Raw genomic sequence first — 13,454 nt, forward strand, 5'->3', positions numbered from 1 at the left:
GCCGGGGCGGCCTGCGCGCCCCGGCCGCTGCCGGACCAGGGCGCTGCCGGACCGGGCCGTCACCGGACCAGGGAGTCCCGCCGTTCGCGCTCCCGTTCCACCATGTCCTGAAGGGCGGACTGGACGTCCGCGCAGAGCCTGCGGGCGGCCTCCGCGCGCTCGCCGAAGCCCCTGGGCCGTTCGGGCGGTGCGATCGGCTCCCCGATGGTGATCAGCCACTTCGCCGGCAGCGGGAAGGGGGAGGTCAGCGGGAAGTACGGGAGGTCCAGGAACCTCGCCAGCGCGGGAACCTCCCCGATCCTCGGGGAGGACTCCTCCGCCCCGATCACCGTGACCGGCACGATCGGGGCCCCGGTGTGCAGCGCCGCCACCGCGAAACCCGGATTGAACGGCTGGAGCCGGTAGCGCTCCCGGAACGGCTTCTCCAGCCCGGAAAGGCCTTCCGGGAACACCGCGACGAGCCCGCCCTCGGCCAGGCGCCGCATCGCCGCCCGCTGGTCCACGGGCACGGCCCCCATCTTCGCGGCGTGCGGGCCCAGGACCGGGATCCGGAAGACGAACGGCGCGGCCAGCACGTGCAGCGACCGCCGCAGGGACCGGACCAGGATCTTCTGCAGGACGAAGGCGTCCAGACCCCAGGCCCCGGAGTGGTTGGCGACGAGCACCGCCGGGCCGTCCGCGGGGATGTTCTCCAGGCCCAGCACGTCCAGCCGGAACCAGTCGTCGATGAGCCACTCGAGCAGCCGCTCCCAGACGTTCTCGCCGACGTCCCCGATCATCCTCCGCAGGAAACGCAGTTCGTTCCCGGCGACCTCGATGACATCGGCCAGGCTCTCGGACACGAACGGCCTCCTCTCTCCCGTACAGGACATCCGAACGGCCCTCCCGACAAGGGCCTTCACGGTCAACGCCCCCAAGGGACCTTTGATCACGTGGACTTCCCGGATTCCTCAATCGGCATTCCGTTCGCCCGTTCCCCGGTCGCCCTCGGCGCCACGCAACGATCTTCCGCTCGTTGACCGGGTGGACCGTCCGACGACCCACACACCCAGGAGACCTTTCATGGCCCAGACCGCGCTGCCGGTGATCCTCCTCGCGGATCCCGATCCGCTCCGCCGCCACGAGACAGCCGAGCTGGTGCAGCGCTGGTACCGCACCTCCTTCCGCGTGCTGCAGGCCGGCGGGCTCCCCGAGGCCGAGCGGGCGCTGCACCGGCTCGCCGGGCAGGAGGTGCCCGTGTCCGCGGTGGTCACCGCCGAGGACCCCGGGCCGTACGCCGAACGGCACCCGGCCACCCGCTGGCTGCTGCTCGCCGACGACCCCGCCGCGCGGTCCGGCCCGTCCGTCGCCGTCGTCGGCCGGGAACCGGCCGCGGCCCCCGACGGCGGCACGGGCCTGGCCGAGCGGCTGCGGGCCGCCCTCGACGACTCCCTGTGCACCTGGAACGCCGAACACCGGGGCGGCCTGCCCACCGCCGAGGTCCGCGGGTACCGCTTCGCGCCGGCCGCCTACGCGGTCCGTGACTTCCTCGGCCGCAGCGACGTCCTCTTCCGGTGGGTTCCGGAGGAGGACCGGCCCGACGCGCCGGTGACCGTCCGGCTGGGCGACGGCACCGAGCTCGTCGACCCCTCGATCAGCGAACTCGCCGACCGGCTCGGCCTGATCAGGCCGGCCGGGCAGGACCACTACGACGTCGCCGTCATCGGCGGCGGTCCCGGCGGACTCTCCACCGCCGTCTACGCCGCCGCGGAGGGCATGAGCGTGGTCGTCATCGAGGACGACGCGCCCGGCGGCCAGGCGGGATCGACCTCCCGGATCGAGAACTACCTGGGCTTCCCCGTCGGGCTCACCGGCGGCGACCTCGCCCAGCGCGCACTTCAGCAGGCCCGCCGGGTCCGCGTGGAATGGCAGCCGACGCGGGTGGCGACCCGGCTCGTCCCCGCCCAATCGGGCGGCCACACCGTGGAGTTCGTCAAGGCCGGCACCGCCGAGACCGCCTCGGTGTCCGCGGCCGCCGTCGTGGTGGCCACGGGTGTGGAATGGAACCGCCTGGCCGCCGCGGGCACCGAGCGGCTCCTCAACTCCGGCGTCTACTACGGGGCCTCCCTGTCCGACGCGCCCTCCACCGCCGGCGAGGACGTCTACATGGTGGGCGCCGGCAACTCGGCCGGACAGGCCGCCCTGTACTTCGCCCGCTACGCCCGCTCGGTCACCCTCCTCGTCCGGGGCACCGACCTCGGCGCCTCCATGTCGAACTACCTGGTCCAGCGCATCGAGAGGACCCCCGGCCTGCACGTCCTGCTCGGCACCGAGGTGGCCGAATGCCTGGGCGGGACCACGCTCACCGGCCTGCGGCTGCGCGAACGCACCGGGGCCGAGCGCACCGTCCCCGCGCAGTGCCTGTACGTCCTCATCGGCGGCCGCCCCTCGACGGACTGGCTCGACGGCGCCCTCGAACTCGACGAACGCGGCTACGTCCTCACCGGAACCGGCGGCGTCGGCCGCGAAGCCCTCCCGATGGAGACCAGCATGCCGGGCGTCTTCGCCGTCGGCGACGTACGGTCCGGCTCTGTCAAACGGGTCGGCGCCGCGGTCGGCGAGGGCGCCGCGGTGGCCCACAGCCTGATCGAGTACCGCCGCAGGCACTCCGGCCGGTTCCAGGACGCGGGCGCCGTCGGCGGGTTCTGAACGGCCCGGCCCCCACGCCCCCTTCAGGCCGTGGGGTGCCATTCGCACAGCAGGATCGTCGCGTCGTCGTGCAGGCGCTGGTCCTGGTGGGTGAGCAGCTCCAGGATCAGGCGGCGCAGGGCCTCGGGCGCCGTGGTGCCCGAGGCCATCGAGCGGATGACCGTGTCGCCCAGCCGCTCCTCGCCGAAGAGTTCGCCCGTGGCGGAGCGGGCCTCGGTGACACCGTCGCTGTAGAGGAGGACCCGGTCGCGGGGCTGGAGGCGGGCCCGGTGCAGCGGGGGAGGGGCGTCCTCGTGGTAGCCCAGGCCCAGGGGGAGCTGCGGCGGGCGTTCCAAGGCCGCCGGTACGACGTGTCCGTCCCGGATCAGCAGGGGCGGCGGGTGGCCGCAGTTGATCCAGGCGAACTCCCCGCGCCGGGTGTCGAGATGGGCCAGGATCCCGGTCATCAGCCGGTCGGGGATCCAGCTCCGCAGGGTCCGCTCGATGGTGGTGGCGATGTCCTGGAGGTCGCCGCCGGCCCGTCGGGTGGAGCGGCACGCGGCCAGGCCGGCGGCGCTGGCGCCGCCCGCCGCGAGGTCGTGCCCCATGGCGTCCAGCAGGGTCAGATGGAGCCCGCCGTCGCTGAAGTTGTGGTCGAAGGCGTCGCCGCCGATGTCGTACGCGGGCTCCAGGACGGCGGTCGAGGTCGCCTGGCTCGTGCCGATGGTGCGCGGCGGCAGGAAGGCCCACAGCAGTTCCGCCTGCAGGGTCATGGGCCGGCTGCGGCCCCGTTCGACCAGCAGGTCGTTGTGGGTGGACTTGGAGATGACGATCAGGGTCGCCAGCGCCGCCAGGGCCAGGCACCCCTCCAGGTCCTGCTCGTCCAGCGCCGGTCCGGTCGCCCGCATGACGCCGACGCGCTCGACGCCGTCCACCATCGGGACCCAGGCGGTGGTGCGGTCGCGCGACGTCTGGACCTGCTGGGCGCGGTAGGCCAGGCCGGCCAGCGAGGCGTCGATGTCCAGGGCCTCCGCCTGCTCGTCGGCCTCGGCGGTCTCCGCGGTCTCCGGCCGCTCGGCGGCCAGCTGGGGCAGGGCCACGAGCCGGACCTGCTGGAGGTCGGACAGGTACAGGCGCGTCCCGGTCAGGCCCAGTCGTTGTGCCGCCTCCTCGATCAGGGCCGGTACCTGGCGGGCCGAGGCCTCGTGCGAGCGGTCCAGTACCCATGCCAGCACCGAGCCCGTCCGGTCGGCCGCCACCGGATTCACCCCGCCGTCCGCAGGCGGTGTCGTGTTCACGCGGTTGGGCATGCCGGGCCTCCGGGTCAGGCCGCCGCGGGTCCCCGCCCGTGGCGGTGCGGCCGGTGGACGCGGATCAGCCGGGCCTCGGCCAGGCCCTCGACGACGCGGGTCTCGAAGGCCGGCTGGGGGGCCGTGGCCGGGCCCTCCACGTTCCAGCCGTCCGACAGCCGGAACAGGCTGCGGTGCCAGGGGCAGCGGACGCACCCGTCCTCGATCCCGCCTTCCGACAGCGGGCCGCCCATGTGGGAGCAGCGGTCGGCCAGTGCGCGGACGGTGCCGTCCTCCTCGCGGACGACGAGGACGTCCACCCCGTCGACCTGTGCGAGGGCGGCCCGGCCCACCGGGAAGGCGGCGGCCGGCCCCAGGGGGTGCCACCCGTCCCCGACCCGGTGCCCGACCTGCTCGGCGTGGTTGGCCCCGGCCGCCTGCCGGAAGGCCAGGTGCCCGCCCAGCGCGCCGCCCGCGCCCACCGCGGCGAGCCCGGCCAGGGCCAGTGCCCGGCCGCGCAGGTCCCGGCCGCGGGCCCGGGCGTACAGGGAGGCCGCGTAGAGGGCGACCCCGGCGGTGTTGGCCAGGGCGTGGACGAGGCCGGTCCTGGCCTGTTCGGGGGGCAGCTCCGCCCAGTCCGCCCAGCCCGCCGCGGCCGCCGGCGCGGCCGCGGCCAGTCCCACCCCGACCAGGACGGGCGCGGCGGTGCGCCGCGCCCGTCCCGGGAGCAGGTCCAGCACGGTGGCCGAGAGCCAGGTGCCGATCGGTACCTGGACGAGCAGGGGGTGGGCCGGATGGCCCAGCGGGCGGCCGTGGAGCAGGTCGCGGGCCGGGCCGAGCGGCAGGGCCCGGACGCCCTTGCGGAGCCCGTCGATCAGGGTGTCGGCCTGCGGGGCCTGCTCGATCCGCTCCAGTGCGCAGAGCAGCGGGCCCGGACCCGGTGTCGTACGGTGCGTGTCCATGGGGCCGCGTCTACCCGGGTCGCCGCGAGCCATGTACGGGCGTCCCGCGTACGGCCGCCCCCGCGGCCGGCGCATGGCGGGCGTGCGGTGGGGCAGGGGCGGGCGGGGGGCCAGGAGGGACCACCACAGGGAGAGCCGCCATGCCGGAACCGGACCTCGGTGACTTCGCCGTCGCGCAGGACGGCCCGCTCTACGTGGTCACGGCGGCCGCCGACGGCATGCGGGCGGGCTGTCTGGTCGGCTTCGCCTCGCAGTGCTCGATCGATCCGCCGCGATTCGTCGTGTGGCTGTCGGTCGAGAACCACACCTACACCGTGGCGCGCCGGGCCCGCTACCTCACCGTGCACGTACTGCGCCGGGACCAGGAGGCGCTGGCGCGGCTCTTCGGCGGCAGGACGGGGGACCGTACGGACAAGTTCGCCGGGATCGGCTGGCGGCCCGGGCGGGAGGGCAGCCCCGTGCTGGCGGGCGTGGCGGCCTGGTTCACCGGCCGGATCGAGGCCGTGGTCGCCGGCGGCGACCACGAGGGCTTCCTGCTCGCGCCGGTGGAGGACGGGCCGCCGGCCCCGGGCCCCGCCGCGCCGCTGAGGTTCGGTCACGTACGGGACCTCGAGGCCGGTCACCCGGCCTGACAGCCGGAGCCCGCGCGCGGGCGCGGCTGCGCGTCGGACGGGGCGCCGGTCCTCAGCGGGGGCCGGAATCGCGCGCCGGCCGGCCGGGCCCCGGTGAGCAGGCGGAGACGAGGGCGCGGTCCAGCTGGGCGTGGAACTCCACGAAGCCCGACGTGCGGCTGAGCTGCACGACCGAGCCGGTCAGCCGGTGCGGTCCCACGAGCAGCAGGCGCCGGCCGTGGCCGGAGAGGGTGCGTCCCAGGTCGGCGAGGACCGCGCCGGCGGCGGGGGTCATCAGCTTCAGGCCCCCGAGCTCGATCACGTAGGCCGGTGTCCCCGGATCGGCTCCGGCCAGGGCCTGCCGGAGGGCCGAGCGGTCGTGCGGTTCCACGGAGCCGTCGAGGTAGACCACCCAGTGGCCGGCGTCGCCGTCCGGCACCACCAGCCGTGCCCGGGTCACCCCGAAGCCGTGTCCGCCGTCCCGTTCCGGCGGCGCCGTCACGTGCTCCGCCGTTCCGTGCTCCGCCGTCCCCGGGGCCTGGCCGTCGGCGGCACGGTCCGCCGGTCCGGCCACCTCCAGCAGTTTCCGGACGGCGGGCCGGGCGGCGGTGATCCTCAGCGGGCGGTGCTGTGCGGCGGCCTCGCGCGCCACGTCGAGCAGGGCGTTGAGCCCCGACCCGTCGCGGAAGTGGGCCCGAGCGAGGTCGAGGCCGATTCCTCCGGGAGAGGCGCGGAGGGCGGCCAGCAGCGCCCGCCGCAGCTCGCCGGCCCGGCCGCAGTCCACCTCGCCGGTGACCTGCACGACAGAGGTGTCCGGGTGCTCGCGCCGGACGGTCACGTTCATCGGCTCGTCGGGAACGCCATGTCCGCCGTGGGCGGTCTCGGGGACAGCGGAGGTGCTCATGGGAATCTCCAGAAGGCCCGAAAGGGTGCTCTGATCGGATTTTCAACAGATTCCGTATGTACGTCAAGATTTACCGGAAACGTCAATCAGGAAATCCACCTCCGGAGATGCGCGGCATGGCGGCGCCCCGGATCACAGGGCGGGCCCCGGGATCACAGGGCGAGGACGATCCCGTACGCGAGGAAGAACAGGGCCACGAGGACCGCCAGGAGCACGATGGCCACGAGCGGCCCCTTGGACCAGCCACGCTTGGGCGGACGGTGGGGTCCGGCTCCGGACGCGGTGCTCGCCTCGGCGGGCGGGGTCTCCCCGGGCGGTACCGAGCCGCCCGGTTCCAGACCGGTGGTGTTGCGGGGATCGGGGTCGGGGGAGTTGGTACTCATGTCCGGCGTGTCCCCCGAACCGGTCCGCCCATGCCGGTCCGGACGGACTTCCCGGGAGCGGAGGGCGCCGCCCGGTGTCCGGAGGCGAAGCCCGGGCAGACGCGGCAGCAGGAGTCACGCAGCCGCCCCGCGGCCCTGCCGCCCGGGCGGCCCGCCCCGACGAAAGGTGCTGCCCATGACCGAGTTCGGCTACTTCCTGGCGTGCGAGGAGTTCACCCCCGCGCAACTGCTCGACCAGGCCCGCAGGGCCGAGGAGGCCGGATTCACCCGGCTGGCCATCTCCGACCACTTCCACCCGTGGAACGACGCCCAGGGCAACAGCCCCCTGGTCTGGTCGGTGATCGGCGCGTTGTCGCAGACCGTCGACCTGCCCGTCACCACGCTGGTCACCTGCCCCACCGTCCGCCTGCACCCGGCGGTGACCGCCCAGGCCGCGGCCACCTCCAGCGTCATGCTGGACGGCCGCTTCAGCCTCGGCGTCGGCACGGGCGAGGCCCTCAACGAACACGTCCACGGCGACCGCTGGCCCCCGTTCGCCGACCGGGCCGCCATGCTGGAGGAGGCCGTCGAGATCATGCGCAGGCTCTTCACCGGCGACCTCGTCAGCCACCGGGGCGAGCACTACACCGTCGAGAACGCGCGCCTGTACACCGTGCCCGACACGCCGCCCCCGGTCCTCGTCTCCGGATTCGGGCCGAGCGCCGCCGGGCTCGCCGGGCGGATCGGCGACGGCTACGTCCTCATGGGGAACTCGTCGGCGCCTTCCGCGAGGCCGGCGGCGAGGGCAAGCCGGTGGTCGGCGGACTGAAGGTCTGCTGGGACGAGGACCGGGACCGCGCCGTGGACACCGTGCACCGCCTCTGGCCCAGCCAGCTGCTCCCGGGCGAACTGGCGCAGATCCTGCCCACCCCCGCCCACTTCGAGCAGGCGAGCGAACTGGTCACGAGGGAACAGGTCGCCGAAGCCGTGGCCTGCGGAGACGACCCCGAGGAGCACATAGAGGCCGTCCGCGCGTACGTGGACGCCGGCTTCGACGAGGTCTACATCGGCCAGATCGGCCCCGGCCAGGCGCCGTTCTTCGAGAACTTCCGCACCAAGGTCCTCCCCGCGCTCTCCCCGCACTGAGTCGCACGGGAAGGCCCCGGGAACGCCTCGTTCCCGGGGCCTGACGGCCGAGCGCCCCTAGGGCTCCCCGTCCGGCTCCTCCTCGACCACGTGCACGGCCGCCTCCTCGGCGGAAGCCGCCCCGCCGTCGACGCCGGTGTCACGGGCCAGGACGGACAGGTGCCGCACCGGCGGCCCTTCCTCGGCCGAGGCCATCCGCCCGGCCCGTTCCCGGCCCGCCGTCGACCCGTCGCCGTGCGGGTCCCCGGTCATGTCCCCGCTCCCGCCCGGACCCCCTCCGCCCTCGCCCCCGAGGTCGTCCCCCGGAGCCTCCTCGGAACCGAGGCCGGCGTCGGCCCCGTCCGCCTCCGGCTGCTCCTGGGCGAGCCGCTGGTCGAGGCTCTCCCCGGCGCGCTGTTCCCCGGCGGTGGTGCCGTGCCGGCCGGCCGCGAGGGGCCGGTCGGGCGGGGAGTAGCCGCTGTCCAGGGTCTGGTCCAGATCAGGTTCGCCGAGGGCGTTCTCCATGTCCGGCTGCGCTTCGCCGCGTTCGGTCTCCGCCGACGGCTGGTACACCTCGTCCCCCCAGGCTTCGCTGCCGTTCATGGACGTGGGCTCCTCTCCGGCGCGTTCCCGCCGCCGCTCCCGCTCCCGGCGGGGCGACCGGCGTCGAACAGGTCGAGCATCCGCTCCATGACCTCGTCGAAGTCCTGCCACGGGCCCGCCGGTTCCGCGGCGGCCCGGCGGGCGGTCCCGTCCTGGCGGCTGCTTCCCTTCGCAGACATGGCGACCTCCTCTGCGACTCTCGGATGCGCGCTTCTTCCCCGGATCCGCGGGGCCCATGCGGCCGCGAAGGGGGGAATGCCCGGCGCCCATGAGTACGCCCGGAGCGGGTAGGCGCGGCATGGGGGCCGGCACGGGCCGGCCCGTCCCCCGAGGAACGGAAAGGAGAAGGCCATGCCCCGTGGTTCCTCCCCGAAGCGGGAACGGCAGTACGAGCACATCAAGGAGTCGGCGCTCGACCGCGGCGAGTCCGAGAAGCGGGCCGAGGAGATCGCCGCCCGCACGGTGAACAAGGAACGCGCCCGCTCCGGCGAGTCGAAGACGGCCAGCCGGTCGTCCACCGAGGACATGTCCTCGTCCAAGCGCGGCGGCCAGCGCTCGCACAGCGGCTCCCAGGGACCGACGAAGGAGCAGCTCTACAACGAGGCGAAGAAGCGGAACATCAAGGGCCGCTCCCAGATGGACAAGGCCGAACTGAAGGAGGCCCTCGGCCGTTGACCCTCCCCCTGCCCGGGTCGGGACCCGGTTGCGCGGGCCGGCCGGGGTAGACGCAGGGGAAAGCGGCCGGCCGCCGACCGGGCGCCGGCCGCTTCCCCTTTCGAGGAGGCCGGCATGCGCCCTTCACGTTTCCTCATCGCGGCGGCCGTCGTCACCGCCGCCATGGGCACCATCACCCCCGCGGCCCTCGCGGCCGCACAGGCCGGGAGCGACGACCAGACGTTCGTCGTGACGGTCCACCAGGGCAACCTGGCCGAGATAGCCGCCGGTACGGACACGCGGATGAACGCACAGGACCCCTGCGTCAAGGACGTGGGCCGCACCCTGGTCAAGGACCACACCAAGCTGGACACGGACGTTAAGGCGCTCGCGGAGAAGCTGGACATCGCCCTTCCCGCCAAGCCCACCGCCGCCCAGCAACAGCAGCTCAAGGACATCCAGGGCGAGGCCGGCACCCCCGGCTACGACACGGCGTGGCTGAAGGCCCAGGCCGACGCCCACCAGGCGACCCTCAAGACGATCGACGACGAGATCGCCAACGGCGACGACGCCCGGGTGGTGGCCGCGGCGAAGGACGCGCGCCCGGTCGTCGCCATGCACCTCGACATGGTCCGCGGGGGCACGTGCCACGTCATGGGCTGACCGTCACGGGCTGACATCACGGAGTCCAGGCCCGTACCGCCCGGTGCGGACCGGACGATTTCCGGCGGACCGTACCCCCGGGCGTCCCGGCCCTGGTCAAAAGGGGGTCCCGTACGCAAGGATCACCGGCGCACCACGCACACACCTCCCCACCCCCCCGTCCCAGGAGGATCTGTATGGCTCGCCGCATATCCCGCGGCCTCGTCGCCGCGGCCACCGCCACCGTGGCCACGCTCGCCCTCGCCGGCCCGGTCGCCGCCCAGTCCGCGGGTACCGCCACCACCGGCTCCGCCCTGCCCCAGGGGCGGATCTTCATGGTCAACCCCGTCCAGTCCTCCGGCGACCAGTCGCTGACCGACGGCAAGGACGGCAACGCCGCCGTCCCCGCCTCCGCCTACGCCCTGGCCGCGCTGCACAACCTCGACGGCAGCGGCGGCCTCTCGGGCAAGTGGGCGGCCGTACGGTCGGAAACCGGCGCCCCGGCGCGCCTCGCGGACGCCGCCTCGTACAGCCGCAAGGACGACGGCTTCGAGCAGGTCATGGCGTACTTCTGGGTGAACGAGGCACAGGAGTACCTGCAGAGCCTGGGCTTCGGCAGCGAACTGCCGGGCGCCAACGACCGGGTGCAGCCCATCCGGATCAACCAGTGGGGCGCCGACAATTCCTTCTTCTCCGACACGAAGGCCGAGATCCGCTTCGGCAAGGGCGGCGTGGACGACGCCGAGGACGCCGAGGTCATCGTCCACGAGTACGGGCACGCCGTGCACAACGCCCAGGTGCCCGGCTTCGGCACCTCGCCGGAGGCCGGCGCGATCGGCGAGGCCTTCGGCGACTTCCTCGCGGTCTCCGTCGGCGCCTACGCGGACGAGACCCACGGCTGGCCCCGCAAGACCGACCTCGCCTGCGTCGGCGACTGGGACTCGGTGGAGTACAGCGCGGCCCCGCACTGCCTGCGGCGCGTCGACGGCAACAAGGTCTACGCCGACCGCGTCGGGGAGGTCCACGCGGACGGCGAGATCTGGTCCCGGGCGCTGTTCGACATCCGGGGCGCGCTCGGCGCCCGGACGGCCGGCCGGATCATCGTGAACGCCCAGTTCGTCGTGAACGCCCAGTTCGGCTTCCGCCCGGACACCAGCTTCCAGGATGCGGCGCTGACGACGATCGACACCGCGCAGCGCATGTACGGGGCGGACGCGGCGGCCGCCGTGCGCGCCGCCTTCAAGGCCCGGCAGATCCCCGGGGTGTAGCGGTTTCCGCACGCGGATGCCGCCGGCCCCGGGCCGGCGGCATCCGGCGGGTGGACGGGACGCTCAGGCGTTCAGCAGGCGGTTGAAGAACGAGCGGTAGTGCTGCAGGGCCTGGCGCAGGTCCTCCGTCGCCACGTCGTCGCCGCGCTGCCACTGCCCCTCCAGGTCCTGCTTGTGCGAGGCGAAGGTGCCGGCGAGGCTCTGCATGACCTCCGCCACCAGGGTGTCCGCCGAGGTCACCGCCTCCCGCGGGTCGTCGACGAAACGGCCCTGGATCTCGCTCCAGGCCGTCCGGTAGCGCTCCGCGTCCGCGGTGGCGAGCAGCGGCTGCCCGTCACCGCTCCCGGCCGCCCCGTCCCCGGCCGCCGGTCCGGCCGGGCCGTCCAGGGACCCCTCCGCCGGCCGGTCCACCGATTCGCCTCCGCCGCCTTCCTCGCGGCCGGTCAGGACCTCTTCGTCCTTCTCGTTCTCCCCGTACTCCTCCTCGTCCCGGCCGGCGGCGGACCCGCCGGACAGGGACTCCCCGGTGGCCTCGCCCGGGTAGACCGGAGGCCCGGAGTCCGGTCCGCCGGCCGTGCCGGGGCCCGCGAGGTCCTCCGTGCTCAGGGGGCTGTCGCCCCGCCGCATGTCGTCGTGGGTGCCCATGTCACCGGCTCCTCTGGTCCGTCAGCAGTTCGTCGAACAGGGCGCGGTAGTGCACCATCGCCGCGCGGAGTTCCTCCGTGGTCGCCCGCCCTCCGGTGCTGCGCGACCTGATGTCGTGCGCGGCCCGGTAGTGCTCCAGCGTCCGGCCGTGCTCGACCGACAGGTCGCGGACGGCACCGTGGTACCCGTCCGTCGGATAGCCGCGCTCCCGCATCAGCTTCGCCACCAGGTCGTCGGCCTCGTCGACCGAGCCCGCCGGCTGGTCCACGAAGTGCTCCTGGACCTCGCTCCACCGGTCGGCGAACTGGCGCCGCCGCTCGGGCGGCAGCTCCCGGATGTCGAGCTTGTCGTGCCGGACCTCGCGGGCGTGCAGGTCGCGCTCGGCGGCCAGGACGCCGCCCTTCTCCTCGACCGCGCGCTCGTACTCGGGCCCGAAACGGTGGCGCAGATGGCGCCGGCGCGCCAGCAGCACGAGGGTCACGGTGATGGCGAGCACCACGACCACTGCGGCCACCACGACGGCTATGAGTGTGCTTGTCGACATCTCGGTCCTCCGTCCCGGGTGATTCCATCGCCCGTAGGGACGCGGCTGCCCACCTCGAAGGGAGACAAACCGGTGCTCACCCCATCAAAGGAGAAGAGCCTTCTCGAACCAGTGGATTGTGGCCCGGCGGTACCGCCTCCCCGGGCGGTACGGGGCCGGGCGGGGTGCCGTCGCCGAACGGGCGGCCTCCCAGGGCGGCCCGGCCGTGCGGGGCGAGCCAGCTCCGGGCGTCGGGCCCGGCCGGCACGATGCCGGTCGGGTTGATGTCCGTGTGCACCAGGTAGTAGTGCCGTTTGATGTGGTCGAAGTCGATGGTGTCGCCGAAGCCAGGGGTCTGGAACAGGTCCCGCGCGTAGTCCCACAGCACGGGCATCTCGCTCAGCTTGTGCCGGTTGCACTTGAAGTGGCCGTGGTAGACGGCGTCGAAGCGCACCAGCGTGGTGAACAGCCGCACGTCCGCCTCCGTGATCGTGTCGCCGACGAGGTAGCGGGACCCCGTCAGCCGCTCGGAGAGCCGGTCGAGCCGCTCGAACAGCCGCCGGTACGCACGCTCGTAAGCCTCCTGGGAGCCGGCGAACCCCGCCCGGTAGACGCCGTTGTTCACGTCCCGGTAGACCGCCTCGTTCACGGAGTCGATCTGCGCGCGCAGCTCCGACGGGTAGAGCGCCGGAGCTCCCGGGCGGTGGTGTGCGGTCCACTCGAGCGACAGGTCGAGGGTGATCTGCGGGAAGTCGTTGGTCACCACCTGCCCGGTCGGGACGTCGACGACCGCCGGCACGGTGATCCCCCGGTCGTAGCCGGGGTCACGGGCGAAGTACGCCTCCTGGAGCCGCTCGATGCCGAGCACGGGGTCGCGTCCGCCCGGGTCCAGGTCGAAGGTCCAGCTGCGCTCGTCGTGGACCGGCCCGGCCACGGCCATCGGAAGGGCCTCCTCCAGCCCGAGGAGCCGCCGGACGATGATCGCCCGGTTCGCCCACGGACAGGCCCGGCTGACCACCAGGCGGTACCGGCCGGGCTCGACGGGGAACCCGTCCCGCCCGTCGGCGGTGATCCGCGTCGTCAGGTACCGCTCGTCGCGGGAGAACTCCCGGCCCGAGGTCACGTAGCTCACGTCCGGCGCCTACCCGCGGGGGGCCGCGGTGAACACGGGTACGGCGGGTAGACGCCCGGTATGCCCC

15 protein-coding genes and 1 pseudogene are annotated in these 13,454 nt (G+C 74.0%); 6 read left to right on the forward strand and 10 right to left on the reverse strand.

Features of this window, described 5'->3' with window-relative positions; translation table 11 throughout:
• Positions 1-59 precede the first annotated feature (59 nt).
• The gene (locus VR44_RS12410; protein WP_052713573.1) at positions 60-842 is read right to left on the reverse strand and encodes a lysophospholipid acyltransferase family protein; all 783 of its coding nucleotides are present in this window, start codon (positions 840-842) and stop codon (positions 60-62) included.
• Between the two features lie 220 nt (positions 843-1,062).
• On the opposite strand from VR44_RS12410, the gene VR44_RS12415 reads away from it, so the two are divergent.
• Complete coding sequence (locus tag VR44_RS12415; protein WP_052713574.1) at positions 1,063-2,688, forward strand: NAD(P)/FAD-dependent oxidoreductase; 1,626 nt, start codon at positions 1,063-1,065, stop codon at positions 2,686-2,688.
• 23 nt (positions 2,689-2,711) lie between these two features.
• Here the strand turns inward: VR44_RS12415 and VR44_RS12420 are convergent, their stop codons facing one another.
• A complete protein-coding gene (locus tag VR44_RS12420; protein WP_052713575.1) occupies positions 2,712-3,977 on the reverse strand; it encodes a PP2C family protein-serine/threonine phosphatase in 1,266 nt (421 codons plus the stop codon).
• 14 nt (positions 3,978-3,991) lie between these two features.
• The gene (locus VR44_RS12425) at positions 3,992-4,918 is read right to left on the reverse strand and encodes a Rieske (2Fe-2S) protein (RefSeq protein ID WP_045947513.1); all 927 of its coding nucleotides are present in this window, start codon (positions 4,916-4,918) and stop codon (positions 3,992-3,994) included.
• Positions 4,919-5,058: 140 nt separating this feature from the next.
• Here VR44_RS12425 and VR44_RS12430 point away from each other — a divergent pair, with 140 nt between their 5' ends.
• A complete protein-coding gene (locus tag VR44_RS12430) occupies positions 5,059-5,550 on the forward strand; it encodes a flavin reductase family protein (protein WP_045947514.1) in 492 nt (163 codons plus the stop codon).
• A gap of 52 nt (positions 5,551-5,602) precedes the next feature.
• Here VR44_RS12430 and VR44_RS41145 read toward each other — a convergent pair whose 3' ends face one another.
• Both VR44_RS41145 and VR44_RS12440 read right to left on the reverse strand, forming a co-directional pair.
• Positions 5,603-6,433, reverse strand: a complete 831-nt coding sequence (locus VR44_RS41145) for an STAS domain-containing protein (RefSeq protein WP_052713576.1) — start codon at positions 6,431-6,433, stop codon at positions 5,603-5,605.
• A 152-nt stretch (positions 6,434-6,585) separates the two neighbouring features.
• Positions 6,586-6,816, reverse strand: a complete 231-nt coding sequence (locus VR44_RS12440) for a DUF6480 family protein (RefSeq protein WP_045947515.1) — start codon at positions 6,814-6,816, stop codon at positions 6,586-6,588.
• Positions 6,817-6,991: 175 nt separating this feature from the next.
• Here VR44_RS12440 and VR44_RS12445 point away from each other — a divergent pair.
• Positions 6,992-7,941: pseudogene (locus tag VR44_RS12445) on the forward strand (TIGR03557 family F420-dependent LLM class oxidoreductase).
• A gap of 57 nt (positions 7,942-7,998) precedes the next feature.
• Here VR44_RS12445 and VR44_RS12450 read toward each other — a convergent pair.
• Complete coding sequence (locus VR44_RS12450; protein WP_045947516.1) at positions 7,999-8,523, reverse strand: DUF5709 domain-containing protein; 525 nt, start codon at positions 8,521-8,523, stop codon at positions 7,999-8,001.
• On the reverse strand, positions 8,520-8,702 hold the full coding sequence (locus tag VR44_RS12455) for a hypothetical protein (protein WP_045947517.1): 183 nt from the start codon (positions 8,700-8,702) through the stop codon (positions 8,520-8,522). The genes VR44_RS12450 and VR44_RS12455 overlap by 4 nt, the downstream gene beginning before the upstream one ends.
• Before the next feature lie 172 nt (positions 8,703-8,874).
• Here VR44_RS12455 and VR44_RS12460 point away from each other — a divergent pair, with 172 nt between their 5' ends.
• The 3 genes from VR44_RS12460 to VR44_RS12470 all read left to right on the forward strand — a co-directional run bounded on the left by VR44_RS12460 (position 8,875) and on the right by VR44_RS12470 (position 11,087).
• Positions 8,875-9,198, forward strand: coding sequence for a hypothetical protein (locus tag VR44_RS12460; RefSeq protein ID WP_045947518.1), 324 nt, complete (start codon positions 8,875-8,877; stop codon positions 9,196-9,198).
• Positions 9,199-9,312: 114 nt separating this feature from the next.
• Positions 9,313-9,840: a DUF4142 domain-containing protein gene (locus VR44_RS12465; RefSeq protein ID WP_052713577.1), complete on the forward strand. Its 528-nt coding sequence runs from the start codon at positions 9,313-9,315 to the stop codon at positions 9,838-9,840.
• Positions 9,841-10,016: 176 nt separating this feature from the next.
• Positions 10,017-11,087: a M36 family metallopeptidase gene (locus VR44_RS12470; RefSeq protein ID WP_045947519.1), complete on the forward strand. Its 1,071-nt coding sequence runs from the start codon at positions 10,017-10,019 to the stop codon at positions 11,085-11,087.
• Between the two features lie 63 nt (positions 11,088-11,150).
• On the opposite strand, the gene VR44_RS41940 is transcribed toward VR44_RS12470, so the two are convergent.
• The 3 genes from VR44_RS41940 to VR44_RS12485 all read right to left on the reverse strand — a co-directional run bounded on the left by VR44_RS41940 (position 11,151) and on the right by VR44_RS12485 (position 13,387).
• The gene (locus tag VR44_RS41940) at positions 11,151-11,732 is read right to left on the reverse strand and encodes a hypothetical protein (protein ID WP_045947520.1); all 582 of its coding nucleotides are present in this window, start codon (positions 11,730-11,732) and stop codon (positions 11,151-11,153) included.
• A gap of 1 nt (position 11,733) precedes the next feature.
• The gene (locus VR44_RS12480) at positions 11,734-12,276 is read right to left on the reverse strand and encodes an SH2 domain-containing protein (protein WP_045947521.1); all 543 of its coding nucleotides are present in this window, start codon (positions 12,274-12,276) and stop codon (positions 11,734-11,736) included.
• 76 nt (positions 12,277-12,352) lie between these two features.
• Positions 12,353-13,387 (reverse strand): glutathione S-transferase family protein, encoded by a 1,035-nt coding sequence (locus VR44_RS12485; RefSeq protein WP_045947522.1) that lies wholly within the window; start codon positions 13,385-13,387, stop codon positions 12,353-12,355.
• Positions 13,388-13,454 lie beyond the last annotated feature (67 nt).

The organism is Streptomyces katrae, from assembly GCF_000966975.1.
In the GTDB taxonomy this organism is placed as follows: Bacteria; Actinomycetota; Actinomycetes; order Streptomycetales; family Streptomycetaceae; genus Streptomyces; species Streptomyces katrae.